The sequence below is a fragment of the Geobacillus thermoleovorans genome, from assembly GCF_001610955.1.
In the GTDB taxonomy this organism is placed as follows: Bacteria; Bacillota; Bacilli; order Bacillales; family Anoxybacillaceae; genus Geobacillus; species Geobacillus thermoleovorans.
This window is the reverse complement of the sequence record NZ_CP014335.1, coordinates 2,569,412-2,594,922: the sequence shown is the minus strand read 5'-3', so window position 1 is coordinate 2,594,922 and position 25,511 is coordinate 2,569,412. Positions and strand designations below refer to the sequence as shown.

General features: G+C 54.1%; 24 protein-coding genes and 1 other annotated feature. Of the genes, 23 read left to right on the top strand and 1 reads right to left on the bottom strand.

The genetic code is table 11. From position 1 onward, the window contains the following. Positions 1–148 precede the first annotated feature (148 nt). Genes GT3570_RS13125 through uvrC form a run of 4 tightly spaced genes read left to right on the top strand, consistent with a single transcriptional unit; the run spans position 149 to position 5,134 of the window. Positions 149–910 (top strand): hypothetical protein, encoded by a 762-nt coding sequence (locus GT3570_RS13125; RefSeq protein ID WP_062898851.1) that lies wholly within the window; start codon positions 149–151, stop codon positions 908–910. Positions 911–935: 25 nt separating this feature from the next. Continuing rightward, the gene (locus GT3570_RS13120) at positions 936–1,862 is read left to right on the top strand and encodes an FTR1 family iron permease (protein WP_023633489.1); all 927 of its coding nucleotides are present in this window, start codon (positions 936–938) and stop codon (positions 1,860–1,862) included. 47 nt (positions 1,863–1,909) lie between these two features. Beyond that, positions 1,910–3,355 carry a hypothetical protein gene (locus GT3570_RS13115; protein ID WP_014196468.1) on the top strand — a complete coding sequence of 482 codons (1,446 nt, stop codon included), beginning with the start codon at positions 1,910–1,912 and terminating at the stop codon, positions 3,353–3,355. A 6-nt stretch (positions 3,356–3,361) separates the two neighbouring features. Beyond that, on the top strand, positions 3,362–5,134 hold the full coding sequence (uvrC, locus tag GT3570_RS13110; protein WP_011232149.1) for an excinuclease ABC subunit UvrC: 1,773 nt from the start codon (positions 3,362–3,364) through the stop codon (positions 5,132–5,134). A gap of 48 nt (positions 5,135–5,182) precedes the next feature. Here the strand turns inward: uvrC and GT3570_RS13105 are convergent, their stop codons facing one another. Then, entirely contained in the window at positions 5,183–5,635 is a 453-nt protein-coding gene (locus GT3570_RS13105) for a YslB family protein (RefSeq protein WP_013144566.1), read from the bottom strand. Between the two features lie 244 nt (positions 5,636–5,879). On the opposite strand from GT3570_RS13105, the gene GT3570_RS13100 reads away from it, so the two are divergent. The 19 genes from GT3570_RS13100 to GT3570_RS13005 all read left to right on the top strand — a co-directional run bounded on the left by GT3570_RS13100 (position 5,880) and on the right by GT3570_RS13005 (position 25,417). Next, positions 5,880–6,488: a succinate dehydrogenase cytochrome b558 subunit gene (locus GT3570_RS13100; protein WP_011232147.1), complete on the top strand. Its 609-nt coding sequence runs from the start codon at positions 5,880–5,882 to the stop codon at positions 6,486–6,488. Between the two features lie 169 nt (positions 6,489–6,657). Beyond that, positions 6,658–8,415: a succinate dehydrogenase flavoprotein subunit gene (gene sdhA, locus GT3570_RS13095; RefSeq protein ID WP_011232146.1), complete on the top strand. Its 1,758-nt coding sequence runs from the start codon at positions 6,658–6,660 to the stop codon at positions 8,413–8,415. Between the two features lies 1 nt (position 8,416). Further along, a complete protein-coding gene (gene sdhB, locus GT3570_RS13090; protein ID WP_011232145.1) occupies positions 8,417–9,178 on the top strand; it encodes a succinate dehydrogenase iron-sulfur subunit in 762 nt (253 codons plus the stop codon). Between the two features lie 234 nt (positions 9,179–9,412). Further along, positions 9,413–9,637: a helix-turn-helix domain-containing protein gene (locus tag GT3570_RS13085; RefSeq protein WP_008881129.1), complete on the top strand. Its 225-nt coding sequence runs from the start codon at positions 9,413–9,415 to the stop codon at positions 9,635–9,637. A gap of 208 nt (positions 9,638–9,845) precedes the next feature. Continuing rightward, positions 9,846–10,289, top strand: a complete 444-nt coding sequence (locus GT3570_RS13080; protein WP_014196465.1) for a MarR family winged helix-turn-helix transcriptional regulator — start codon at positions 9,846–9,848, stop codon at positions 10,287–10,289. A gap of 9 nt (positions 10,290–10,298) precedes the next feature. Continuing rightward, a complete protein-coding gene (gene racE, locus GT3570_RS13075; protein ID WP_011232143.1) occupies positions 10,299–11,093 on the top strand; it encodes a glutamate racemase in 795 nt (264 codons plus the stop codon). Between the two features lie 104 nt (positions 11,094–11,197). Further along, positions 11,198–12,271 carry a GerMN domain-containing protein gene (locus GT3570_RS13070; protein ID WP_011232142.1) on the top strand — a complete coding sequence of 358 codons (1,074 nt, stop codon included), beginning with the start codon at positions 11,198–11,200 and terminating at the stop codon, positions 12,269–12,271. Positions 12,272–12,422: 151 nt separating this feature from the next. Beyond that, entirely contained in the window at positions 12,423–13,193 is a 771-nt protein-coding gene (gene rph / locus GT3570_RS13065; protein WP_011232141.1) for a ribonuclease PH, read from the top strand. Then, entirely contained in the window at positions 13,190–13,804 is a 615-nt protein-coding gene (locus GT3570_RS13060) for an XTP/dITP diphosphatase (RefSeq protein ID WP_011232140.1), read from the top strand. Before rph ends, GT3570_RS13060 begins: the two co-directional genes overlap by 4 nt. Further along, positions 13,801–14,307 carry a metallophosphoesterase family protein gene (locus GT3570_RS13055; protein ID WP_011232139.1) on the top strand — a complete coding sequence of 169 codons (507 nt, stop codon included), beginning with the start codon at positions 13,801–13,803 and terminating at the stop codon, positions 14,305–14,307. The genes GT3570_RS13060 and GT3570_RS13055 overlap by 4 nt, the downstream gene beginning before the upstream one ends. A gap of 516 nt (positions 14,308–14,823) precedes the next feature. Further along, positions 14,824–15,723 (top strand): branched-chain-amino-acid transaminase, encoded by a 900-nt coding sequence (ilvE, locus tag GT3570_RS13050; protein WP_011232138.1) that lies wholly within the window; start codon positions 14,824–14,826, stop codon positions 15,721–15,723. A 22-nt stretch (positions 15,724–15,745) separates the two neighbouring features. After that, positions 15,746–16,012: a binding site (T-box leader), on the top strand. 70 nt (positions 16,013–16,082) lie between these two features. After that, on the top strand, positions 16,083–17,822 hold the full coding sequence (ilvB, locus tag GT3570_RS13040; RefSeq protein ID WP_033845346.1) for an acetolactate synthase large subunit: 1,740 nt from the start codon (positions 16,083–16,085) through the stop codon (positions 17,820–17,822). After that, positions 17,801–18,319, top strand: a complete 519-nt coding sequence (gene ilvN / locus GT3570_RS13035; protein WP_011232136.1) for an acetolactate synthase small subunit — start codon at positions 17,801–17,803, stop codon at positions 18,317–18,319. Before ilvB ends, ilvN begins: the two co-directional genes overlap by 22 nt. 102 nt (positions 18,320–18,421) lie before the next feature. Continuing rightward, the gene (gene ilvC, locus GT3570_RS13030; RefSeq protein WP_014196461.1) at positions 18,422–19,447 is read left to right on the top strand and encodes a ketol-acid reductoisomerase; all 1,026 of its coding nucleotides are present in this window, start codon (positions 18,422–18,424) and stop codon (positions 19,445–19,447) included. Further along, positions 19,434–20,981 carry a 2-isopropylmalate synthase gene (locus GT3570_RS13025; RefSeq protein WP_014196460.1) on the top strand — a complete coding sequence of 516 codons (1,548 nt, stop codon included), beginning with the start codon at positions 19,434–19,436 and terminating at the stop codon, positions 20,979–20,981. The genes ilvC and GT3570_RS13025 overlap by 14 nt, the downstream gene beginning before the upstream one ends. Before the next feature lie 17 nt (positions 20,982–20,998). Next, positions 20,999–22,114, top strand: a complete 1,116-nt coding sequence (leuB, locus tag GT3570_RS13020; protein WP_014196459.1) for a 3-isopropylmalate dehydrogenase — start codon at positions 20,999–21,001, stop codon at positions 22,112–22,114. A gap of 20 nt (positions 22,115–22,134) precedes the next feature. After that, positions 22,135–23,550, top strand: a complete 1,416-nt coding sequence (gene leuC / locus GT3570_RS13015) for a 3-isopropylmalate dehydratase large subunit (RefSeq protein WP_021322168.1) — start codon at positions 22,135–22,137, stop codon at positions 23,548–23,550. 96 nt (positions 23,551–23,646) lie between these two features. Next, positions 23,647–24,240 carry a 3-isopropylmalate dehydratase small subunit gene (gene leuD, locus GT3570_RS13010; protein ID WP_023633493.1) on the top strand — a complete coding sequence of 198 codons (594 nt, stop codon included), beginning with the start codon at positions 23,647–23,649 and terminating at the stop codon, positions 24,238–24,240. Positions 24,241–24,436: 196 nt separating this feature from the next. Next, on the top strand, positions 24,437–25,417 hold the full coding sequence (locus GT3570_RS13005; protein ID WP_014196456.1) for a tetratricopeptide repeat protein: 981 nt from the start codon (positions 24,437–24,439) through the stop codon (positions 25,415–25,417). Positions 25,418–25,511 lie beyond the last annotated feature (94 nt).

Genomic DNA, 25,511 nt, shown 5'->3' with positions numbered 1-25,511 from the left:
TTGTCAATCCTGTTCTTCTCTCTAGTCGAGAACGATGGATTGAGGAAGATGATCGTTTTTTCACCAGCCTTTTCGACGATGGATGATTTTTTATTGACAATAAGTATGATAATGATTATCATTGATCTTGATGGAGGGAGAAGGGAACGTGAAATCGTTTCGTTTCTTTTTTTACATAGCAGTGATCATTATTCTCAATCTCATTCCGCTGAAAGTGTTCGCCTATTCGTATGGAGACCCGAACAAAGAGGCGGTTGCTGAGGCGTATAAAGAGATGAAAGAAAAGTTGAACGAGCAGCCGCCGAACTTTGCTGCAGCGAAGGAAATTTTCGAAACCGTAAAAGAAGAAATCGACATGCATATGGGACCTGAGCCGTCCAAGGCGGTGCTTGCGGCCATCGAAGCGAAGGACCGTCAAACGGTGATCAAGGACATGGAAAACATTTTAGTGCTCAATATCGCTCGCCGTTTGGACAATATTGAGGCAAACTTTGATCAGTACGACACGAGCAAGCGGCTGTTGGCGAAGGCGTTTGCGACGTATGAAGCGCTGTCGCCGGTCATCCAAGGGAAAGACCCTGCACTTGATAAACAGCTGCGCACCGAGTTTGACAAGGCGCTTCAGTCGCTTGGCAACCCGGGGCTGTTCGGTGTCGGCGAGAAAAAATCGGATATCAACGTGTTTAAGAAAAGCAAAGAGACGATTTTAACAACGCTGCAGAAGCAATTCGGCCTGAAAAGCCTAAAAGTCGGCCATTTTTCGGAAAACGCTGCAGAAAAGCCGGATGCAGTGCAAAAGAAAGAGTGGACCGATTTGTCTAAAGTAAAAAACTGGATTCCGCTCGTTGTCATCGTTATTGTGGTTCTCGGCGCGGCTCTCATTTATGTGCGGCGTCGGAAACGGGCTTAGTCCAAATATAAGGGGAGGCGGAGACATGGAAGTCCAAGCGCTGCTCATTACGTTTCGTGAAGCGCTGGAAGCGCTGCTGATCGTCGGCATCATTACATCGTATTTGAAACGTGTCGATCACCGCGAATACACGAAGTACGTATGGCTTGGTGCTGGTTTGGCCGTGTTGGCGAGCATCGGGGTGGCCATTTTGTTTCAAGTCGTGTTCACGGGATTTGCCGCGATGGGCAGTGAAATCTACTTAAAAATCGGCATCATGATCGTCTCCGCGTTGCTCTTGACGCAGATGGTGTTTTGGATGGCCGAGCATAGCCGGGACATGAAACAAAACGTTGAAGGGAAAATGGACCAGTTTATTACCGCCGGTAATGTCGCCGGCATGGTCATTCACTCGTTTTTAGTCGTGCTGCGCGAAGGAGTGGAAACCGTTTTTTTCTTCGCTGCCATCACGCACGGCAACATCGGCGCGGCCATACAAGGCTGGGGAGCGGCGACAGGCATTGCCATTGCCGCTTTGGTCAGCTACTTCTTCTTTAAAGGAACGATGCGCATTCCGCTGAAAGCATTCTTTAAAGTAACCGGAGCTTTTATCGTCTTGATCGCCGCTGGCCTGCTCGTGCAAGCCATTTCGATGATGCAGGACATTGGGCTCATCGGCAGCGTCATGCCGCACGTATATGATTTGACATGGCTGCTTCCAGAACATCCGATTGACTACGAACATTACGTGCGCGATCATGGCGTCGCCCCCGTCTTTTCCGGCGAAGTCGGCGTCTTTTTAAAAGCGTTGTTTGGTTATTCAGCGATGCCGTCGCTTGAAGAAGTGATCGCCTATATCGGCTACTTCGCCGTCGTGTATTTGCTGGTGACGAGCCGCCGCGGTCAAAAGAGCGCTGTGGTCGAGAAACCGGCGATTGCCGCTTTGGAGGAAAAAGCAAAAAACGTCATGTAACGTACAAGGCTGCTGCGCCTTGTACTTTTTCTTTGGAGGGGAACACGGTGAACAAACGGTTCGGCGACCGCTTTTGGATTGGCTTTGGTGTCGGAACGGCCTCTTTGTTGGTTGGCGCCTGTTTGTATTGGGCGAGCCCGTATGCGGCCACATGGGATGAAGTCGATTTTGCCTTGGCGCTTAGGCGCTATGATGTGTTAGCCATGCAGCCGCATTTCCCAGGCTATCCGTATTTCGTCCTCGGGGGCATGGCGGTGCACGCTTTCATTGCCAATCCGGCCAAAGCGCTTTCGATCTTGAATGTGCTCGTGTTGTTTTCCGCCGCCTTTCCCATCGTTTTGCTGCTTGCTCGGCATATGCCGCGTCCAGCGGCGTTATGGGCGGCGCTTTCGGTGCTTTCTTCAAGCTATGTGCTTCTTGCCTCCGCCCGACCGATGTCAGACGGTGCGGCGCTCGGCGTGCTTTGGTGGTACATCTGGGCCGTGGAATGGGCGCGGCGGCGAATGGCATGGACCGCGCAGCTGCTGCCGATGGCGTTATTCAGCATCCTCATGGGGGTTCGCCTATCGTACATCCCCTTTGCCTCGGCGTTATTGTTGCTTTGGCATGAAGACTGGAAAACGCACCGCCGCCTCGGCCGCGTGGCGGCATCGCTGTTGGCGGCGGCCGCCTTTCAATTTGTTTGGGTGGCAGCGGTCGCGGCGACGGAAGGCGGCCTTTGGCCGTTTTTCAAGCTTGGCTTTGCGTTTGTTGTCGGTCATTTCAGCGACTGGGGGGGAACGGCGGCGGCGAGCCCTCTTCCATTTTGGGAGCGGGTGTGCCGCTTTGTCCTTGACAACTTTCTTTGGACCGGCATGGCCAGCCGAAATGCTTGGCTGCTGGCTGCCTATGCAGTGGTCGGCGCCATCGCCTGGCGCGCGGGGCGGTTGGGGCTTCCGCGCCCGCTTTTCGTTTCCGCGTTGCTGTATGCTTTGTGGGCGCTTTTCGGACAAAACATTGACAAGCCGCGTCATCTCCTTCCGCTCGTTCACATTGCGCTCGTTTTCGTGTGGGGGCGGCTGCTGGCCGCGCCCCGGACATGGCGGTTTGTTCTTGCCGCGGCAGTGGTGATGCTGCAGTCTACAATCGGCATCGGGCTGTTGCGCGAGCAGGCAAAGACGCCGCCAGCAGTGTATCAGCTTGCGGACGATTTGCGTGACAAACGGCAGCCGTTTGTGGTATATACGTGGGAAGAGACGCGCGTCCTAGACTATTTGAACGTGCCCTTTCCACATAAAGACGTGCTCCATTTTTCCTTCTTTTTGCAAGACAAAGAAAACTACCGCCATGCTGCGATATATATGACCAATCACGTTGTCCAAGGGTTCGAGGCTCAAGGGATCGATGTTTCCTGCCATGTGCGCAAAATGAAAACGTATCGTTCCAGTTTGCTTGCTGATCCGGTGTATGGGACGATTACGCTGTACGAATGGGTTGATGGAGCAGTGAGGTGATGGCCAATGAACGAGCGGCTGAAAGAAAAATTGGCTGTGCTGCCGGAGCAGCCGGGCTGCTATTTGATGAAAGACAAACACGGAACGGTCATTTACGTCGGCAAAGCGAAGTCGCTGAAAGCGCGCGTCCGCTCGTATTTTACCGGGACGCATGACGGCAAGACGCAGCGGCTTGTTGAGGAGATCGCTGATTTCGAATACATCGTCACCTCGTCAAACGCCGAGGCGCTCATTTTGGAGATGAATTTGATCAAAAAGCATGATCCGAAATACAACGTCATGCTGAAAGATGATAAAAGCTACCCGTTTATTAAAATCACCGCAGAAAAGCATCCGCGCCTGCTTATCACCCGCAAAGTGAAAAAAGACGGCGGCAAATATTTCGGCCCGTATCCAAACGTGCAGGCGGCGAACGAAACGAAAAAGCTGCTCGACCGCTTATATCCGCTCCGCAAATGTTCGACGCTGCCTTCGCGCGCCTGTTTGTATTACCATATGGGCCAATGCCTCGCCCCGTGCGTCCACCCGGTGTCGGACGAACAAAATAAGGCGATGGTTGAACAAATCGTCCGCTTTTTAAACGGCGGGTATGAAGACGTGAAGCGGGAGTTGGCCGAGAAAATGCACGAGGCGGCGGAAACGCTCGAGTTTGAACGGGCGAAAGAATACCGCGATCAAATCGCGGCGATTGAGATGACGATGGAAAAGCAAAAAATGATGCTCAACGACTTCATCGACCGCGATGTATTCGGCTATGCGTACGACAAAGGCTGGATGTGCGTGCAAGTGTTTTTCCTTCGCCAAGGGAAGCTGATTGAGCGCGACGTGTCGATCTTCCCGCTTTACCAAGACCCGGATGAGGAAATGCTTACGTTTTTGGGTCAGTTTTATGCGAAAGCGCATCATTTGAAGCCAAAAGAAGTCGTCCTCCCGTCCGACATTGACGGCGAGCTCGCCCGCGAATTGCTCGGCGTTGCCGTCGTCCAGCCGAAAAAAGGGAAGAAAAAAGAGCTTGTTGAGCTGGCGAGCAAAAACGCGGCCATTGCTCTGAAAGAAAAATTTTATTTCATCGAGCGGGACGAAGAACGGACGATCAAAGCAGTCGAACGTCTCGGAGAGCGTCTTGGCATTCCGGCGCCGCGCCGCATCGAGGCGTTTGACAACTCGAACATTTACGGGGCCGATCCGGTCTCGGCGCTCGTCGTTTTCCTCGATGGCAAGCCAGCGAAAAAAGAATACCGGAAATATAAGGTGAAAACGGTCGCAGGCCCGAACGATTATGAAACGATGCGCGAAGTCGTGCGCCGCCGCTATACGCGCGTGTTGAAAGAAGGATTGCCGCTTCCCGATTTGATCATCATCGACGGCGGCAAAGGCCACTTGTCGGCGGTGCGGGATGTGCTCGAAAACGAACTTGGACTGGATGTGCCGCTGGCTGGATTGGCGAAAGACGAAAAACATCGCACATCAGAGCTTTTGGCCGGCGACCCGCCGGATGTCGTGCCGCTTGACCGGCAAAGCCAAGAGTTTTATTTATTGCAGCGCATCCAGGATGAAGTGCATCGGTTTGCCGTTATGTTTCACCGAAAGACGCGGCAGAAAACGATGTTCCATTCCGTGCTTGATGACATCCCCGGCGTCGGGGAAAAGCGGAAAAAAGCACTCTTGAATTATTTCGGCTCGGTGAAAAAGATGAAAGAGGCGACGGTGGAAGAGTTGCAGCGGGCGAACATTCCGCGAGCGGTGGCGGAGAAAATCTATGAAAAACTGCATGAATAATGGCTGAACGGGCGCCCGTTTTGCGAGCGGGCGCCCGTTGCCTACATTTCATTCGATCGCCTGCTTCCGATCCCATTTCACCAAAATGCGCGCTTTGCCGTCCCGCTTTGGCGGCAGTTCGACCGCTTCGGTGACGAACCGCTTTTGTTGTTCGATTTGCTGGGCGAGAAATCCAGCCTCAAGCTGGAACGAGCAGCTGCCGTACAAGGAAAAGCGGGCGGCGATGATGGGGCCTGACAGCTCGATATATAGTTCGTCGTTTCGCTCTTCGCCGGTTGATAGCTCCCCCCAGCCCGCCCGTTCAAAAAATACGGCGACGTCATCGAGCGTTCCGAGCGGGTAGCGCCGTGCCAGCTGTTTGCCGGCCCAGTACAGCAGCGAAGCGGCATCTTTGCCAAGCAGCTCGGGAAGAAGCGAATGGCGAAGCAGCTCAGCCCCGAATGCGGAAAGCGCAATCGACCCAAACATTTGATATTGATCCTCTAATGGTGGCTGTTTCATCGTTTTCCCCTCTTTCTATCCATTTCCCCATTATAGCTGAATTGCTGCCGGAGTGCATCCTCTTTCCTAAGGTGGCGCAACTATGAGAATGTTTGAACATTTTGTGGCAGTGTTTTCTTGACGCTTGTACAATGTGGGAGTACAATGAATGTGACAAAGCGAATAAGGGAATGGAAGGCGTTTCCGTTTCCGCATGGCGAGCGAGAGGGACATATTTTTTATTCAATTGAAGGGGGTTTACATAATGGCAGGGAATCGCGAGTTTTACTATCGCCGGCTCCATTCGCTGCTGGGGGTTGTTCCCGTCGGCATCTTTTTAGTGCAGCACTTGGTCGTCAACCATTTTGCGACCCGTGGGCCGGAAGCGTTTAACCGGGCGGCGGCGTTTATGGAAAACTTGCCGTTCCGCTATTTTCTTGAAATTTTTGTTATTTTCCTTCCATTGTTGTTCCACGCTGTATACGGCATTTATATCGCGTTTACAGCCAAATTCAACACTCGCCAGTACGGCTATTTTCGCAACTGGATGTTCATGCTTCAGCGGATCACCGGCATCATTACATTGATTTTTGTCGTCTGGCATGTGTATGAAACGCGGGTGCAAGCCGCATTCGGCGCCGAAGTGAACTACGATATGATGGCCAACATTGTCGACAATCCGTTTATGCTCGGATTTTATATTGTTGGAATCTTGTCCACGGTCTTTCACTTCGCCAACGGCTTATGGTCGTTCTGCGTCAGCTGGGGGTTGACGGTGTCCCCTCGTTCGCAGCAAGTATTTACGTACATTACGATGATCATTTTCATCGCGCTTTCCATTGTCGGCATTCGCGCCATCTTGGCGTTTGCGTAAGACAAGCGTTCCATTCTTAGGGAATGATTCGACGATGAACTGCTGCGTTGGCTCGTGACAGATCGCGTCTTAGCCGTTCGCCGAACGATCGCTTGGTCGATGGCGGGCCGGCAAGGCAAAACGTGCGGCATGCAAGCAAAAGCAGCAATCTATTAGGGAGTGAGTAGCTATGAAAAAAGGGAAAATCATCGTTGTTGGCGGTGGGCTGGCCGGTTTGATGGCCACGATTAAAATCGCCGAAGCAGGAGTGCCTGTCGAACTGTTTTCGCTCGTTCCGGTAAAGCGTTCTCACTCCGTCTGTGCCCAAGGCGGCATTAACGGAGCGGTCAACACGAAAGGGGAAGGCGACTCGCCGTGGGAGCATTTTGACGACACCGTCTATGGCGGGGACTTCTTGGCGAACCAGCCTCCGGTCAAAGCGATGTGTGAAGCGGCGCCGGGGATTATTTACATGCTCGATCGGATGGGCGTCATGTTCAACCGGACGCCGGAAGGGTTGCTTGATTTCCGTCGTTTCGGGGGGACGCAGCATCACCGGACCGCCTATGCTGGAGCCACGACTGGCCAACAAATTTTGTATGCACTTGATGAACAGGTGCGCCGCCATGAAGTGGCCGGGCTCGTCACGAAGTACGAGCATTGGGAGTTTTTAGGCGTCGTTTTGGATGACGAGCAAATCTGCCGCGGCATCGTCGCACAAGATTTGCGGTCCATGGAAATCAAAGCGTTTCCAGCCGATGCCGTCATTTTGGCGACCGGCGGCCCGGGGATCATTTTTGGGAAATCGACGAACTCGGTCATCAACACTGGTTCAGCGGCTTCGATCGCCTATCAGCAAGGCGTTTACTACGCGAACGGCGAGTTCATCCAAATTCACCCGACCGCCATTCCGGGCGATGACAAGCTCCGCCTTATGAGCGAATCGGCGCGCGGGGAAGGCGGACGCATTTGGACGTATAAAGACGGGAAACCGTGGTACTTCCTTGAGGAAAAATATCCGGCTTACGGAAACTTGGTGCCGCGCGACATCGCCGCACGGGAAATTTTCCACGTCTGCGTCGATTTGAAGCTCGGCATCAACGGCGAAAACATGGTGTATTTGGATTTGTCACATAAAGATCCGAAAGAGTTGGATGTTAAGCTCGGCGGCATTATCGAAATTTACGAGAAGTTCATGGGCGAAGACCCGCGCAAAGTGCCGATGAAGGTGTTCCCGGCCGTTCACTACTCGATGGGCGGCTTATGGGTCGACTATGACCAAATGACGAACATCAAAGGGTTGTTTGCTGCCGGCGAGTGCGACTATTCGATTCACGGCGCGAACCGCCTCGGGGCAAACTCGCTTCTGTCGGCGATTTACGGCGGAATGGTCGCCGGCCCGAACGCCGTCCGCTACATCCGCGGCCTCGAGAAATCGGCGGATGCGATGCCGTCGACGTTATACGACAGCTATGTGAAACGGGAGCAGGAAAAATGGGAGAACATTTTGGCGATGGACGGCACGGAAAACGCCTATGTGCTGCATAAAGAGCTCGGTGAATGGATGACGGCGAACGTGACGATCGTCCGCTACAACGACCGGTTGCTGAAGACGGATGAGAAAATTCAAGAGCTGATGGAGCGGTACAAAAACATCAGCGTCACCGACACGTCGAGATGGAGCAACCAAGGAGCGACGTTTATCCGCCAGCTGTACAACATGCTGCAGCTCGCCCGCGTCATTACGCTTGGCGCTTACCATCGCAATGAAAGCCGTGGGGCGCACTACAAGCCGGAGTTTCCGGAGCGCAATGACGAAGAGTGGCTGAAAACGACGATGGCCCGCTACACGCCAGATGGTCCGGCGTTCCATTATGAAGACGTTGACGTCTCGTTGATTAAACCGCGCAAGCGCGACTACAGCAAAAAGAAAGAGGAAGTGAAGTAAGATGAGCGAGAACAAAACGGTTCGTTTGATCATCACGCGCCAAGATCGTCCGGATTCCGCGCCGTATGAAGAAGAGTTTGTCATTCCGTACCGCCCGAACATGAACGTCATTTCGGCGCTCATGGAAATTCGTCGCAATCCAGTCAACGCCAAAGGGGAAAAAACGACGCCGGTCGCTTGGGAAATGAACTGTCTGGAAGAAGTATGCGGAGCCTGTTCGATGGTCATTAACGGCAAACCGCGCCAGGCGTGCGCCGCGCTCATTGACAAACTCGAGCAGCCGATCCGCCTTGAGCCGATGCGCACATTCCCTGTCATCCGCGACTTGGTCATCGATCGGAGCCGGATGTTTGACGCGTTGAAGCGAGTGAAAGCATGGATTCCGATCGACGGAACGTACGACTTGGGTCCGGGGCCGCGCATGCCAGAGCGGAAGCGGCAATGGGCGTACGAGCTGTCAAAATGCATGACATGCGGCGTCTGCCTCGAAGCGTGCCCGAACGTCAACAGCAAGTCGAACTTTATCGGCCCGGCGCCGCTGTCGCAAGTGCGGCTGTTTAACGCCCACCCGACCGGGGCGATGCATAAAGCCGAACGGCTGCGGGCGATTATGGGCGACGGCGGACTGGCCAACTGTGGCAACTCGCAAAACTGCGTGCAATCGTGCCCGAAGGGCATTCCGTTGACGACATCGATCGCGGCGTTAAACCGCGAAACGACGATTCAAATGTTCCGCGATTTCTTTGGCAGCGACGAAGTGTAGCGGCAGAATCAAAATCCCCTTCATTCGAATAGACATGAGGGGGATTTTTTGTTTTTCTGGACAAGCGGCAGCCAACCGTCTCCGGCGAACCGAAAGATGAAGAAAAAAAAAGACCCATTTTTCTATTAGATAAGCAAATTTTCGTCACCGCCGCTCTTGCTCTCACATACGATATGGCGAGGAAATACCCATCCGGCAGTTCGGGCCCATTGAGAGCAAGGAGGGTTACAACCGTTGAAGGACAAATCGTTTCAATCGAAGCCGCTTTTGACAAAAAGAGAAAAAGAAGTCTTCGAATTGCTCGTGCAAGACAAGACGACGAAAGAGATCGCCAAAGAGCTGTTTATCAGCGAGAAAACGGTCCGCAACCATATTTCGAATGCGATGCAAAAGCTTGGGGTCAAGGGGCGCTCGCAAGCTGTCATTGAATTGCTTCGAATGGGCGAACTTGAACTATAAACGATGCCGGCTTTCCTTGTTGGACAGCCGGCTGTTATGTTCCCTTGCGGCCGGACGAGGCTTGGCGCCCGTCCGGCCTTCGTCCGCGGCGGCCGCCGCATTTTTTTGTTGATTATCTTTGCCGGTGTTGTAAAATGAAAAGTAAGAATAGCTGTCGGCGCAAGCCGCCGTTTGAGGCTGGCCGCGGAAACGATCAAGGAGAGATGGTATGCCGTCTGCGATGAATGAAAGAACGGTCGCCGAGTTGGAAAAATTGCTTCGCTATATCGCCGCAAATTTGAAACAGCGCGGCCGTGAAATTTTAACCAACTATCCGATCACCCCACCGCAATTTGTCGCCCTGCAGTGGCTGCTTGAAGAAGGGGACTTGACGGTCGGCGAGTTATCGAACAAAATGTATTTGGCGTGCAGCACGACGACCGACTTGGTCGACCGCATGGAGCGGAACGGACTTGTCGCCAGAGTCCGCGATGAACACGACCGCCGCGTCGTCCGCATTCGCCTTCTTGAAAAAGGGGAGCGCATTATCGAAGAAGTGATTGAGAAACGCCAGCGCGATCTAGCGAGCGTGCTTGAAAGCTTTTCAGACGAGGAAATCGTCGTCTTTGAGCGTTGTTTGCGCAAATTGCATCAAGAAATGACGAAAGAATGAGGCGATCACTTGGAAAGAGCAATTGGTGTCATTGACTCAGGAGTCGGCGGTTTGACCGTCGCCAAAGAAATTATGAGGCAGCTGCCGAAAGAACAAATTATTTACTTAGGCGACACCGCCCGTTGCCCGTACGGGCCGCGGCCGGTGGAAGAAGTCCGTCGATTTACGTGGCAAATGATTGATTACTTGCGGCAATATCCCTTGAAAATGCTTGTTATCGCCTGCAACACCGCGACGGCGGTCGCGCTTGACGACGTGCGGGCGAAGCTTGACATTCCTGTGCTTGGCGTTATTCATCCCGGCGCTCGCGCCGCCCTGAAAGCGACTAGGCGCGGGCACATCGGCGTCATCGGCACGATTGGCACGATCCGAAGCCGGGCGTATGAAAAGGCGCTTCAATCAATCAATCCGCGCGTCCAAGTCGAGAGCTTGGCCTGTCCGAAATTCGTTCCGCTGGTGGAAAGCGGCGACTTTGAAGGGCAGGAGGCGATGGCGATCGTCGCCGAATCTCTCGCTCCGCTCCGACCGCTGCCGATCGATGTGCTGATTTTAGGCTGCACGCATTATCCGTTGCTCGCGCCGCTCATTCGCACGTATATGGGCAAACGCGTGAAGCTCATTTGCTCAGGCGGTGAGACAGCTCGTGAAGTGAGCGCGATTTTGCATCACAGCCAGCTCCTTTACACCGGCGAGCGCGAACCGGAGCATTTGTTTTTCACGACTGGGCCGAAAGAGCTGTTTGAAAAGATTTCCGGGAAGTGGTTTGGCAAGCCGATCGGCACGGTCGAAGCGATTCGGCTGTAACCAACAAATCCTTTAGCGTCCATGCGCTAAAGGATTTTTTTATTCTATTTTGGAAAACGGCTCGTATACATAGTAGTACAAACTACGAGTAGGAGGGAACGTCAATGAAACGGACGACTCACATATGGGCGGCGCCGCTGCTCGCCTCGCTGTTGTTGCTTGGCGGCTGCGGTTTGTTTGGGCGAGATGAGGCGGTGAAGGAGATCGATCCGCCGCAAGAGACGAGTTATGTCAAAGACGGCCAAGCGCTTCAGGAAGCGACGGAAAGCCAAAAGGAAGAGAAGGAGAAAGCGAAGGCCACCGAGACGGTGAAAAGAGAGCTGTACTTGATTGACAAAAACGGCTTTGTCGTGCCGCAAACAGTGGAATTGCCGAAAACGCAGGCCGTGGCGAAACAAGTACTCGAATATTTGGTTGAAGACGGACCTGTGTCAGAAATGTTGCCGAACGGCTTCCGCGCGGTCATTCCGGCCGGAACGACGGTGCTTGGCACAAAATTGGAAAAAGACGGAACGTTGATCGCCGACTTTTCTCCGGAATTTAAAAACTATAAGCCGGAGGACGAAAAACGAATTTTGCAGTCCATTACGTGGACGTTGACGCAATTTGACAATATCAAGCGCGTCAAAATCCGCATCAACGGCTACGATCAAAACGTGATGCCGGTCAATAAAACACCGATTCAAGATGGGGTAAGCCGCGCCGACGGCATCAATATGGAAGCGAGCGGCGTGCCAGACATTACGAATACGCATCCAGTCACCGTTTATTTTGTCGCCCAACAAGGGAACAGCACATACTATGTGCCGGTGACACGGCGTGTGTCCAATAAGGAGAAAGATGATATTGCCGCGGCCGTCAACGAACTGATTCAAGGACCAGAGCAAGGGAGCGGGCTTGTCGGCGTCTTTCAGCCGGACGCGAAGCTTGTCGATGCCCCGAAATATGAGGATGGCAAAGTGACGCTCAACTTTAACGAAGGCATTTATGGAAGCAACAAGAAAAATGTCATTTCCGACGTCGTGTTGAATTCCCTCGTTTTGTCGCTCACTGAGCAAAAAGGAGTCGAAAGCGTGGCGATCACAGTCAATGGCAAAGCCAATCTTGTCACGGAAGACGGCAAGCCGCTCACCAAACCGGTCGCTCGGCCGCAAAACGTCAATACCGGGACATTTTAACCGGTTGGTGCTGACAGGCTGGAAACGAATAGGACGTTATGGTATAACAAAGAGGTGGAAACGTATTCCGCCTCTTTCTTTTTTTCGCTAGGTGGAAAGAAATGCGGCGTCTGGCATTCCGTTGAAGATGGAGAAAAGGAGGACTCAGTTGATGAGAGCGGACGGACGAAGCAGTTGCGAGCTGCGCCCTGTACATATACACCCGCATTACATGAAGCACGCTGAAGGGTCGGTGCTCATTGAAGTCGGCGACACGAAAGTCATTTGCACGGCGACGGTCGAAGAGAAAGTGCCGTCGTTTATGCGCGGCGGCGGCAAAGGATGGATTACGGCCGAATATGGGATGCTGCCGCGGGCGACAGAGCAGCGGAATGTGAGGGAAGCGAGCAAAGGAAAAGTGTCGGGGCGGACGATGGAAATTCAGCGCTTAATCGGCCGTGCGCTTCGCTCGGTTGTTGATCTTGAACAGCTTGGTGAGCGGACCATTTGGATCGATTGCGACGTCATTCAGGCGGATGGCGGAACGCGGACGGCGTCGATCACCGGTGCGTATGTGGCGCTTGTGTTGGCGCTTGCCAAACTGGTGGAAGAAGGGAGGCTCGAGGCGCTTCCGATCCGCGATTTTCTCGCCGCTACCTCGGTCGGCATCGATCCGGAGCATGGGGTGATTCTTGATTTAGATTACAACGAGGATGCGCGGGCGAAAGTGGATATGAACGTCGTCATGACCGGAGCCGGTCAATTTGTTGAGATTCAAGGGACCGGAGAGGAAGCGGTTTTTTCACGCGCCGAGCTCGATGAATTGCTTGAAGCGGCGCAAATAGGCATCGAGCAGCTCATCGCCGTTCAGCGCCGCGCATTGGGCGAGTGGGCGGCGCGCATCGGCGAAAAAAAAGAAGCGGCAGAGGAGGACACAGAGTGAAGGAGATTGTCATCGCGACCAAAAACGCTGGCAAAGTGCGCGAGTTCGCCGCTTTGTTTGCCAAGCGGGGCGTCGAAGTGAAATCGCTGCTTGACTTTCCGGACGCTCCGGATGTCGCAGAAACGGGAAGCACGTTTGCGGAAAATGCCGTGCTCAAAGCAGAAGCGGCGTCGCGGCGTCTAAAGCGGCCGGTGATCGCCGATGATTCCGGGCTCGTGGTCGATGCGCTCGGCGGCCGGCCGGGCGTTCATTCGGCCCGTTATGCCGGGGAAGATAAAAACGATGCACGCAACATCGCCAAGCTGCTTCGCGAGCTTGACGGGGTGCCGATGGAGCAGCGCACGGCTCGTTTTCATTGTGCGCTCGCCGTCGCGATCCCAGGGCGGCCGACCGCCGTTGTCGAAGCGACATGCGATGGTTATATCGCCGAAGCGCCGCGTGGGGAGGGGGGCTTTGGCTATGATCCGGTTTTTTACCTTCCGGAGCGGGGAAAAACGATGGCGGAGCTTGCGCCCGAGGAAAAAAATCAAATCAGTCATCGCGCCAAGGCGCTGACGAAGCTCGATGAGCAGTGGGAGGAGATCGTCGGTGGAAAGGGGCGGACGGAATGAAGGCGGTGATTGTGAGCGACAGCCATGGGCTGACTGCCGAACTTGCTGCAATTGTCAACCGTCATCGCCATGAAGCGGATTTGTTTATCCATTGCGGCGACTCGGAGTTGGAGGTGGGGGCGGACGAGATTGCCCCGTTTGCCGTCGTACGCGGCAACTGCGATTTCGCCGCGTTTCCTGCTGAGCGCATCGAAGAGGTGGGCGGCGTTCGGTTGTTTGTCACCCACGGCCATTTATACGGGGTGAAAACGTCGCTTTTGCGTTTATCCTATCGCGCACAAGAAACAGGGGCTCACGTCGTTTGTTTCGGCCACTCGCATTTGGCCGGTGCTGAACAAATCGATGGGTTGCTGTTCATCAATCCCGGCAGCATCGCCTTGCCGCGCGGAAGAAAAGAAAAAACGTACGCGGTGCTGACGGTCGACAGCGGACGGGCGCACGTCCAGTTTTATGAAGTGGATGGACAGCCTATTCTCAAAATGGAACAAACGTTTTCTATCTAAGCCGGCAAAACCGCCAGCTTTTTTACGGTAAGCAAGGCCGCTTCAACAGGTTCGCTTTCAAAATGGAAGTGCCATATAGCGTGTTTGGAAAGGGGGCCTGTGTTTGGGCCGCCTTTTTTCGTTTTGGGGAGATGAAGTGGAAAAAGGCGCATCGTTTTGATTCGTCATTTTCATGTCCGAGTGAGAAGCGAACGTTGCTTACGGATCTTTTCTATCAGAAAAATGAGCGCGCCTTGAGCCCGTTATGTTCATATCGAATGAGGAGCGAACTGCGCTCAAGGGCGCGTTTTCTATGAGACGGCAAAGAAAGAAAAAATTTTTTTATATCGGCAAAACCTTGATTCTATCATAATGTAAGCGCATTCAAATAGTTTGACCAATCGGAATTTTCAAAAAACGTTATTGACGGCGCAAAGGTTTCGGATTATTATAATTTTCAAATAAGAGAAACGACTCAATACAATGATCGAGCCGTTCAAAGCAACTGCTGACTGATCAAGGAAGAGGGGAACCGAAGTGGGCGAACAATGGATCTTTTTAAACGGAGAATTTGTGACAAAAGAAAACGCCAAAATTTCCGTGTATGACCATGGATTTTTGTATGGCGACGGGGTATTTGAAGGCATTCGCGTCTATAGCGGCAACGTATTCCGCCTCGAAGAACATATAGATCGGCTATACAATTCAGCGAAGTCGATTTTGCTCGACATTCCGTACACGAAGGAAGAAATGATTGGCCACGTGCTCGAAACGATCCGCCGCAACGGCTATCAAGATGCATACATCCGCCTGGTCGTTTCGCGCGGGGTCGGCGATTTAGGACTGGATCCGTACAAATGCAAAACGCCGCAAATCGTGATTATCGTCGAGCCGCTCGCGCTCTTCCCGAAACATTTATATGAAACCGGCATCGAAGTGGTGACAGTGGCGACGCGCCGCAACCGCTCTGATGTGCTGAGCCCGAAAGTCAAATCGCTCAACTACCTAAACAATGTGCTTGTCAAAATCGAGGCGCATTTGGCGAACGTAAGCGAAGCGCTGATCTTAAACGATCAAGGCTATGTCGCGGAAGGTTCGGGAGACAATGTTTTCATCATCAAAAACGGCGTCATTTACACACCGCCTGGGTATGTCGGGGCGCTTGAAGGCATTACGCGTCAAGCGATCATCGAAATCGCGGAGGATCTCGGCTATACGGTGAAAGAGGAGCCGTTTACCCGCCATGATGTCTATGTCGCGGATGAAGTGTTTTTGACGGGGACGGCGGCCGAAGTCATTTCGGTCATTAAAGTCGATGGCCGGACGATCGGCGACGGGACGCCGGGACCGCATACCAAGCGGTTGCTTGAAGAATTTCGCCGCCGCGTGGTCGTCGAAGGAGTAAAGGTGTATCCGACGAACGCCAATGTCGGTTGATCGTCCATGACAAGTGGATAGCGAAAAAGCGTTGACGAGGATAAGTAGTCAGCGGGGTCAACATCCACAGAGAGCCGGGGGAGCTGCGAACCGGTGATGTTGCCGCTTGATGAACTCACCTCTGAGCGCCAGCCTGAACGCCGGACGGCTAGTAGGGCTGGACGAGTGGAGACGCGCGCTTCACTCGTTACCAAAATGAGCGGCCGGCTTCGGCTGGCCGCTCCTGAGGCGGCCGTCACGGCCGTGAAGAAGGGTGGTACCGCGGAAAGGAAACCTTTTCGCCCCTTTGGCTGGAAATGACAGCCATCGTGGGCGGAAAGGTTTTTTATATGGATGACAAATCACAGGGAGGATCGACGATGACAAAAATGAAAGTCGAGGAACAAGAAAAAGCGAGGACGAAGGCGAGAATGAGCGGGTCGCTGATGCTCATTGAAGCGCTCAAGGAAGAAAAAGTCGAAGTCATCTTCGGCTATCCGGGGGGGGCGGTGCTCCCGCTGTATGACGAGTTGTATAAAGCCGGCGTGTTCCACGTGCTGACGCGGCATGAGCAAGGGGCCATCCATGCGGCGGAAGGATATGCGCGCATTTCTGGAAAACCAGGGGTCGTCATCGCCACCTCCGGCCCGGGAGCGACCAACATCGTCACCGGGTTGACCGACGCGATGATGGATTCGCTGCCGCTCGTCGTCTTTACCGGGCAAGTGGCCACGAGCGTCATCGGCTCGGATGCGTTTCAGGAGGCGGACGTTGTCGGCATTACGATGCCGATTACGAAACACAACTACCAAGTGCGCGACATCAGCGAGCTGCCGAGAATCATTAAAGAGGCGTTTCACATTGCGACGACCGGGCGCCCCGGACCGGTGTTGATCGATATTCCAAAAGACATTACGACGGCCGAAGGGGAGTTTGATTACGATCAAGACGTTCATTTGCCTGGCTATCAGCCGACGACGCAGCCGAACCATTGGCAAATCCGCCGGCTTGTCGAGGCGGTCAGCCAATCAAAGCGGCCGGTCATTTTAGCCGGCGCTGGCATCTTGCACGCCAATGCGTCCAATGAATTGCGGCAATACGCCGAACAGCAAAACATTCCGGTCATTCATACGCTCCTTGGCCTTGGCGGTTTCCCGGCCGACCATCCGCTGTTTTTAGGCATGGCCGGCATGCACGGTACGTATACGGCGAATATGGCGCTGTGTGAATGCGATTTGCTCATCAACATCGGCGCCCGCTTCGATGACCGGGTCACCGGCAATTTAAAATATTTCGCGCCGAAAGCGACCGTCGCCCATATCGACATCGATCCGGCGGAAATCGGCAAAAACGTGCCGACGAAAATTCCAATCGTCAGCGATGCAAAAGCCGCCTTGCAAGAGCTGATCGCCCAGCAAGGCAAGCCGGCGGACACCGCGGCGTGGCTCGCGCAGCTTGATGAATGGAAGCGGCGCTTCCCGCTCCATTATGAGCCGGAAGCCGGCACGATCAAACCGCAAAAACTGATCGAGATGATCTATGAAATGACAAACGGCGAGGCGATCGTGACGACGGACGTCGGCCAGCATCAAATGTGGGCGGCGCAATATTACAAGTTCAACCGGCCGCACCGGTGGGTGACGTCCGGGGGGCTCGGCACGATGGGCTTCGGGCTTCCGGCAGCGATCGGCGCCCAGCTCGCCGACCGGAGCGCTACGGTCGTTTCGATCGTCGGCGACGGCGGCTTCCAAATGACGTTCCAAGAACTGTCGGTCATCCAGGAGCTACGGCTGCCGATCAAAATCGTCATCGTCAACAACCAGGCGCTCGGCATGGTGCGGCAATGGCAGGAGCTGTTCTATGACAAACGGTACTCCCATTCGCTCATTCCGAACCAGCCGGATTTCGTCAAGCTTGCCGAAGCATACGGGATGCCAGGTCTGCGGGCGAAGACGGAGGCGGAAGCGGCCGAAGTGTTAAAACAAGCGTTTGCGATGGATGGGCCGGTGCTGCTTGATTTCCATGTCCGCGCCGACGAGAACGTCTATCCGATGGTGGCGCCCGGCAAAGGGCTTCATGAAATGGTGGGGGTGAAAGCATGCGAAGAATCATCACGATGACAGTCAACAACCGCCCCGGCGTCTTAAACCGCATTACCGGGTTGTTTACAAAGCGGCATTACAATATCGAAAGCATTACGGTCGGGCATACGGAAATCGAGGGCATTTCGCGGATGACGTTCGTCGTCAACGTTGACGATGAACGGACGGCGGAGCAAATCATTAAGCAGCTGAACAAGCAGATTGATGTGTTGAAGGTGAATGACATCACCGACCAAGCGATCGTCGCCCGCGAGCTGGCGCTCATTAAAGTTGCCGCTCCTCCGGCGGTCCGCCAGGAAATTTACACGCTCATCGAGCCGTTTCGCGCCTCGATCGTCGACGTAAGCAAAGACAGCCTCGTCATTCAAGTGACCGGCGAGCCGGAGAAAGTCGAGGCGTTGATTGAACTATTGCGCCCGTACGGCATTAAGGAAGTGGCGCGCACGGGAACGACCGCGTTCACCCGCGGGGCGCAAAAAGCGACGACGAATCAGAAAACGGCGTTCATTATTTAACAGCTATCATACAAAACAGCGCTGATTGCTTCATGGAACCGCCAAACAAGGGGCGGCCAAGCGTAGGGATTGTCAAACTACAGAACAAAGGAGAGGGTAATCATGGCAAAAGTCTACTATAACGGGGATGCAAACGAACAATATTTGCAAGGGAAAACGGTCGCGATCATCGGCTACGGCTCGCAAGGCCACGCCCATGCGCAAAACTTGCGCGACAGCGGCGTTCGCGTCATCGTCGGACTGCGAAAAGGAAAATCGTGGGAGCAGGCAGAACAAGACGGGTTTGAGGTGTATTCAGTCCGCGAAGCGGCGAAGCAGGCTGATATCGTCATGGTGCTGCTGCCGGATGAGAAGCAGCCGGCCGTGTACAAAGAGGAAATCGAGCCGGAACTCGAGCCAGGCAATGCGCTTGTGTTTGCGCACGGCTTTAACATCCATTTCAGCCAAATTGTCCCACCGAATCATGTTGACGTCTTCTTGGTTGCGCCGAAAGGCCCAGGCCATCTCGTGCGGCGCACATATACGGAAGGAGCGGGCGTGCCGGCGCTCATCGCCGTCTACCAAGATGTGACCGGACACGCGAAAGAAACGGCGCTCGCCTACGCGAAAGCGATCGGCGCTGCTCGAGCTGGGGTGTTGGAGACGACGTTCAAAGAAGAGACGGAAACCGACTTGTTCGGTGAACAAGCGGTGCTGTGCGGTGGGCTGACGGCGCTCATCAAAGCCGGGTTTGAAACGCTCGTTGAAGCCGGGTATCAGCCGGAAGTCGCCTATTTTGAGTGTTTGCATGAGATGAAGCTCATCGTCGATCTCCTTTACGAAGGCGGTTTGTCGTGGATGCGCTATTCGATTTCCGATACGGCGCAATGGGGCGACTTTATCACCGGCCCGCGCATTATTAACGACGCTGTGAAAGCGGAAATGAAAAAGGTGCTCGATGACATTCAAACCGGCAAATTCGCGAAGAGCTGGATTTTGGAAAACCAAGCGAACCGTCCGGAGTTCAACGCCATCAACCGGCGTGAGAATGAGCATTTGATTGAGATTGTCGGACGCGAACTGCGAAGCATGATGCCGTTTGTGAAGGCAAAACAAATCGAGGCGGTGGTGCCAGGTGCGAAAAATTAAGTTTTTTGATACCACATTGCGTGATGGGGAACAATCCGCTGGTGTGAACTTGAATTTGCAAGAAAAGTTGGAAATTGCCCGTCAACTTGAACGGCTGCGGGTTGACATCATCGAGGCGGGTTTCCCCGCCTCATCGAAAGGCGATTTTGAGGCGGTCAAACAAATTGCCGAAACGGTGAGAACATGCTCGGTCACCGGGCTGTCGCGCTCGGTCCGAAGCGACATTGATGCGGCGTGGGAGGCGTTAAAAGGCGGCGCGGAGCCGCGGCTCCACCTATTCATCGCCACCTCGCCGATCCATATGGTGCATAAATTGCGGATGACGCCGGAACAAGTGATTGAAGCGGCGGTTGAGGCGGTGAAATACGCGAAGCGCTTTTTCCCGATCGTCCAATGGTCGGCGGAAGATGCGTGCCGAAGCGAGTTGCCGTTTTTGGCGAAAATCGTCGCCGAAGTGATCAAAGCCGGCGCCTCGGTGATCAACATTCCGGATACGGTCGGCTATATTACGCCGAAAGAATACGGGGAAATTTTCCTCTATTTGCAAAACAATGTTCCGAATATTGAAAAGGTTTCGCTCTCCGCTCATTGTCATGATGACTTGGGCATGGCGGTGGTGAACTCGCTGTCGGCCATTGAACATGGAGCGACGCAGGTCGAGTGCACGATCAACGGCATCGGCGAGCGGGCCGGCAATGCGGCGCTTGAGGAAATCGCTGTCGCCCTTCACATCCGCAAAGACTACTATCAAGTGGAAACGCGCCTCAATTTGCAGGAAATTAAGCGCACAAGCAATCTTGTCAGCAAGCTGACCGGGGTCGTCGTTCCACCCAACAAAGCGGTCGTCGGCAAAAACGCGTTTGCGCATGAATCGGGCATCCATCAAGACGGCGTCTTAAAAGAAAAAACGACATACGAAATCATTTCGCCGGAGCTCGTCGGCGTGCCGTCGAATTCGATGGTGCTCGGCAAACATTCCGGCCGCCATGCGCTTCGCAACCGGGTTGAGGAGCTCGGCTACACGTTGTCCGATGAAGAAATCAATCAGCTGTTTGTCCGTTTTAAAGAATTGGCGGACAAAAAGAAGGACATTACCGACGACGATTTAATCGCGTTGATTTTCGAAGAGAAGTTCGACCACTTTAAAGATTTTTACCAATTGTCTTCCATTCAAGTGCAATACGGGACGAATCAAATTCCGACAGCGGTAGTTGTACTGAAAGACGGGAAGGGGAATGAAATCCAAGAAGCGGCGACCGGCGCCGGCAGCGTCGAGGCGCTGTACAATACATTGGAACGTTGCTTCCAAACGCCGGTGACGCTGCTTGACTACCGGATCGAATCGGTCGGCGGCGGCCGCGATGCGTTGGCCCAAGTGTTCGTCAAAGTGCGCGCCCATGACATCGAGACGAGCGGGCGCGGCACTGCACAAGACGTGTTGGAAGCATCGGCGAAAGCGTACATCAACGCCATCAACCGTGTGTTTATGATCGAAGCGATGCGCGGCGAAAACGAGAAAGTGGCAACACCATAAAAACGGGGGGATTCAGAATGGGAAACTATCGGATTGCCGTCTTGCCAGGGGATGGCATCGGCAAAGAAGTGACGTCCGGAGCGGTCGAGGTATTAAAAGCGGTCGGCATCCGGTTTGGCCACGAGTTTACGTTTGAATATGGATTGATCGGTGGAGCGGCGATCGATGAGGCGGGGACGCCGCTCCCCGAGGAAACGCTCCGCCTTTGCCGAGAAAGCGATGCGGTGCTGCTTGGGGCGGTCGGCGGTCCGAAGTGGGATGACAACCCTCCGCATTTGCGCCCGGAAAAAGGATTGCTTGCCATTCGCAAGCAGCTCGACTTATATGCCAACTTGCGGCCGGTTGTTTGCTATGACAGTTTGGTTTCCGCTTCGCCGTTAAAACCGGATCTCGTGCAAGGCGTCGATTTTGTCATCGTCCGCGAGCTGACCGGCGGCATTTACTTCGGCCAGCCGAGCGGCCGCGTCGTCGAAAACGGCGAAGAAAAAGCAGTGGACACCTTGTTATATAAAAAGGAAGAAATTGAGCGGATCGTCCGCATGGCGTTTATACTCGCACGCGGGCGGAAGAAAAAAGTGACTTCGGTCGACAAGGCGAACGTCCTTTCGTCAAGCCGTCTATGGAGGGAAGTGGCCGAAGAGGTGGCGAAGCAGTTTCCGGACGTCACGCTTGAGCATATGCTTGTTGACAATGCCGCGATGCAGCTCATCCGTGCGCCGAAGCAGTTTGATGTCATTGTGACAGAAAACATGTTTGGCGACATTTTAAGCGATGAAGCCTCCATGTTGTCCGGTTCGCTCGGGATGCTGCCGTCAGCCAGCTTATCCGCTTCCGGTCCGAGCTTGTATGAGCCGGTGCACGGTTCAGCGCCTGATATCGCCGGCATGAACAAAGCCAATCCGATTGCGGCGATTTTGTCGGCCGCGATGATGCTTCGACTGTCGTTCGGGCTCACCGCGGAAGCGGAGGCGGTAGAGCACGCGGTGTGGCAGGCGCTCGCCCTAGGTTTGCGCACCGCCGACTTGGCGCCAAGCGGCGGCCGCATCGTATCCACGAACGAAATGGTCGAAGAAATCAAAGCGGCGGTGCTGGATTATACGGCCATTGCTCAAATTATGACCGTTTATGCCTAAGACGTGCGAGGTGAAAGCCAATGAAGCCGAAAACGATCATCGATAAAATTTGGGAAAACCACGTCGTCTACCGTGAGGAGGGCAAACCGGATTTATTGTACATCGATTTGCACTTAGTGCATGAAGTGACCTCGCCGCAAGCGTTTGAAGGATTGCGGCAAAAAGGGCGGAAGGTGCGGCGGCCGGATTTGACCTTTGCGACGATGGACCATAACGTGCCGACCGTTAACCGATTTGTGATTACCGACGAAGTGGCGCGCAACCAAATCGCTGCGCTTGAGCGCAACTGCCGCGAGTTCGGCATTCCGCTCGCCGACCTACACAGCGAAGAGCAAGGAATCGTTCACGTCATCGGCCCAGAGCTCGGGTTGACCCAGCCGGGAAAAACGATCGTTTGCGGCGACAGCCATACGTCGACGCACGGGGCGTTTGGCGCCTTGGCGTTTGGCATCGGCACGAGCGAAGTCGAGCATGTATTGGCTACACAAACGCTTTGGCAGCATAAGCCGAAAACGCTGCAAATCTGCATCAACGGCCGCCTCGGCAAAGGAGTGACCGCCAAAGACGTCATCTTGGCCATTATCGGCCGCTATGGCGTTGGCGTCGGCACCGGTTATATTATCGAATTTACAGGCGAAGCGATCCGACGCATGTCGATGGAAGAGCGAATGACGATTTGCAACATGTCGATTGAAGCTGGGGCGAGAGCCGGCCTCATCAGCCCGGATGAAACGACGTTTGCCTATTTGCGCGGCCGCAAATATGCGCCAAAAGGCGAGGAGTTTGACAAGGCGGTGGAACGGTGGCGGGCGCTTGCAAGCGATGAGGGGGCGGAATACGATAAAACGATTGAAATCGATGCGTCGACGATCGCTCCGATGGTGACGTGGGGGACGAACCCCGCGATGAGCACTTCCGTCGATGGCGTCGTGCCGCATCCCGAGCAATTTGAAAGCAAAACAGAGCAAAACGCGGTGCGCCGGGCGCTTGAGTACATGGGGCTCAAGCCGGGCACGCCGATTACGGATATTCCGGTGCAGCACGTCTTCATCGGTTCGTGCACCAACTCACGCCTCAGCGATTTGCGCGCGGCGGCGAGCATCGTGAAAGGGAAAAAAGTGGCTCCGGGTGTACGGGCGCTCGTCGTGCCTGGATCGCAGCAAGTGAAAAAACAAGCCGAGGCGGAAGGGTTGGCGCAAATTTTCATCGACGCCGGTTTTGAATGGCGCGACTCCGGCTGCAGCGCCTGTTTGGGCATGAACCCGGACATCATTCCGGAAGGCGAGCACTGTGCGTCAACGTCGAATCGCAACTTTGAAGGGCGGCAAGGAAAAGGGGCGCGCACGCATCTCGTCAGCCCGGTGATGGCCGCGGCGGCTGCGATTTACGGACATTTTGTCGATGTGCGCCAGCTTGAAGCCGAGCCGGTCTGTTAAATTGACGATCGTGATGGCAAAAGAGGCGGCGCGGCATCCTAGGAAGCCGAGCTCCTTTGCCATCAGTGACATCCATAACGGAAGGGGGAAAGGACGATGAAGCCGTTTACGATCCATCGCGGAAAAACCGCCGGCATCGATCGTGCGAATATTGATACCGATCAAATCATTCCAAAGCAGTTTTTGAAACGGATTGAACGCACCGGCTTTGGCCAGTTTCTCTTTTACGATTGGCGGTATTTGAGCGACGGCACGCCAAATCCGGAGTTTGAGCTCAACCGCCCGGAAAACGAAGGGGCGACGATTTTAGTCGCCGATGAAAACTTCGGCTGCGGCTCATCGCGCGAACATGCGCCGTGGGCGCTGCAAGATTACGGATTCCGCGTCATCATTGCCCCATCGTTTGCCGATATTTTTTACAACAACTGCTTAAAAAACGGGCTGTTGCCGATCCGGCTGGATAAAGAGGATGTCCGCTACTTGCTGCGCCAAAGCGAGCGCGCAGACTATGAACTGACGGTTTCGCTTGAAGAACAGCGGGTATTTGACGATGAAGGATTTTCGCGTCCGTTTGACATTGACCCGTATCGAAAACAGTTGCTGTTAAAGGGATGGGATGAAATTGATTTAACGTTTGTCTATGAACCGTATATTCAAGCGTATGAACAACAGCATAGCCCGCGGCCGTAAGCGTCTGTTTTTTGCGGTGCAGCGCGGCGGCAAAAATCGGCTGTTCCGCCGTTATTTTGGCAGGAACAGCCTCTTTGTTTTGCATATAGGAGGATGAAGAAAATGGACGGCGGCAGCAAGCGCCAAAAAGGGTTGGCTTGTTTCGGCTAAGAAAACTTGTTACACTTGTGGTAAACACATATAGGAGCGGGCGAAGATGGCCGGGAAAAAAGGAAAAATCATCATGTTTCCGCAAACGAAAGAACGGCTGATGGAAGAGGCGTTTGCTGCGCTCGAGGCGAAGCGGTATAAAGAAGCGCTCCGCTTTTTGCGCGCCGCCGAACAGCTTGGCGACCACAGCTTTCCGGTTCGGCTTGGGCTGGCTGTCTGTTGCTATGAGCTTGGGGAATATGATGAGGCGGAGCGGCGTCTTGCCGGTTTGCTTGACGAGCAACCGGGCAACGGTGAACTGTTGCAAATGTATATTGCCATATTGTTGCAAACGAATCGATACAGCAAGGCCGAAACCGTGATCCGCCACGCCTTGCGTCGTCCGTCGTTATCCGTTTCGCTGCGCGAACAGCTTCACCAGCTGCTCCGGTTTAGTGAAAAAATGAATGCCCGCACGCTTCCGCCCGCGGAGTGGAAGCGGGTGAGACGGCTGCTTGAGTCCGGGGACATTGCTGAGCAGCTGCAACTGATTAAACAACTGGAAAAAGAAGACATCGAGCCGGTGCTGCCGTTGCTCAAGCAATATTTACGCGCACCGGAAAAAAGCCCGATGGCGAAAACGATGCTCCTTCGCCTGTTGACAGGGAAGCGAGTCAACGAAACGGTGACGGTTGAGAAATTTGGCCGTTGCATGGAGGTCGTCCCGTCAGCGTTGGACGAACAGACGGAAACGGAATTTGCTTCATCGTTGCTGGGTCGGCTTGAACAGCAGCTCGCGGCGGAAAGCCCGAGTTTGTATGAAACGGCGGCGGACATTTGGCTTCGCTATGCATATGTGTTGTACCCGTTTCCGCCAGAGCCGGCGGATGCAGCGGCCTGGCTTGCTGCTCTCCATTGGATGGCGAGCCGGTTTTTAGGCTTGGATGCTGACGCGACCGCCTTGGCCGACCGCTACGGTGTGGAGGCGGCGGAGATGGCAACGCTTTGCCAAAAGCTATACGAAATAGAGGAACTTTCCTCCCTCTAATGGCTCGTTCTCTGTTGAAACATGGCTGTTGTATGTTATAATATAATGGCTGTGCTATGTATCTGTTTTCGCATACTTGTCTACATAATTGGGC

What these genes read in the sequence shown, in the direction of transcription:
- GT3570_RS13105 (WP_013144566.1), bottom strand. Translation starts at nt 5,635, where the DNA reads ATGAAACAGCCACCATTAGAGGATCAATATCAAATGTTTGGGTCGATT.
- leuC (WP_021322168.1), top strand. Translation starts at nt 22,135, where the DNA reads ATGAAGCCGAAAACGATCATCGATAAAATTTGGGAAAACCACGTCGTC.
- GT3570_RS13080 (WP_014196465.1), top strand. Translation starts at nt 9,846, where the DNA reads ATGCCGTCTGCGATGAATGAAAGAACGGTCGCCGAGTTGGAAAAATTG.
- leuD (WP_023633493.1), top strand. Translation starts at nt 23,647, where the DNA reads ATGAAGCCGTTTACGATCCATCGCGGAAAAACCGCCGGCATCGATCGT.
- rph (WP_011232141.1), top strand. Translation starts at nt 12,423, where the DNA reads ATGAGAGCGGACGGACGAAGCAGTTGCGAGCTGCGCCCTGTACATATA.
- GT3570_RS13005 (WP_014196456.1), top strand. Translation starts at nt 24,437, where the DNA reads ATGGCCGGGAAAAAAGGAAAAATCATCATGTTTCCGCAAACGAAAGAA.
- GT3570_RS13055 (WP_011232139.1), top strand. Translation starts at nt 13,801, where the DNA reads ATGAAGGCGGTGATTGTGAGCGACAGCCATGGGCTGACTGCCGAACTT.
- ilvC (WP_014196461.1), top strand. Translation starts at nt 18,422, where the DNA reads ATGGCAAAAGTCTACTATAACGGGGATGCAAACGAACAATATTTGCAA.
- sdhA (WP_011232146.1), top strand. Translation starts at nt 6,658, where the DNA reads ATGAAAAAAGGGAAAATCATCGTTGTTGGCGGTGGGCTGGCCGGTTTG.
- uvrC (WP_011232149.1), top strand. Translation starts at nt 3,362, where the DNA reads ATGAACGAGCGGCTGAAAGAAAAATTGGCTGTGCTGCCGGAGCAGCCG.
- GT3570_RS13100 (WP_011232147.1), top strand. Translation starts at nt 5,880, where the DNA reads ATGGCAGGGAATCGCGAGTTTTACTATCGCCGGCTCCATTCGCTGCTG.
- GT3570_RS13070 (WP_011232142.1), top strand. Translation starts at nt 11,198, where the DNA reads ATGAAACGGACGACTCACATATGGGCGGCGCCGCTGCTCGCCTCGCTG.
- ilvB (WP_033845346.1), top strand. Translation starts at nt 16,083, where the DNA reads ATGACAAAAATGAAAGTCGAGGAACAAGAAAAAGCGAGGACGAAGGCG.
- leuB (WP_014196459.1), top strand. Translation starts at nt 20,999, where the DNA reads ATGGGAAACTATCGGATTGCCGTCTTGCCAGGGGATGGCATCGGCAAA.
- GT3570_RS13120 (WP_023633489.1), top strand. Translation starts at nt 936, where the DNA reads ATGGAAGTCCAAGCGCTGCTCATTACGTTTCGTGAAGCGCTGGAAGCG.
- sdhB (WP_011232145.1), top strand. Translation starts at nt 8,417, where the DNA reads ATGAGCGAGAACAAAACGGTTCGTTTGATCATCACGCGCCAAGATCGT.
- ilvN (WP_011232136.1), top strand. Translation starts at nt 17,801, where the DNA reads ATGCGAAGAATCATCACGATGACAGTCAACAACCGCCCCGGCGTCTTA.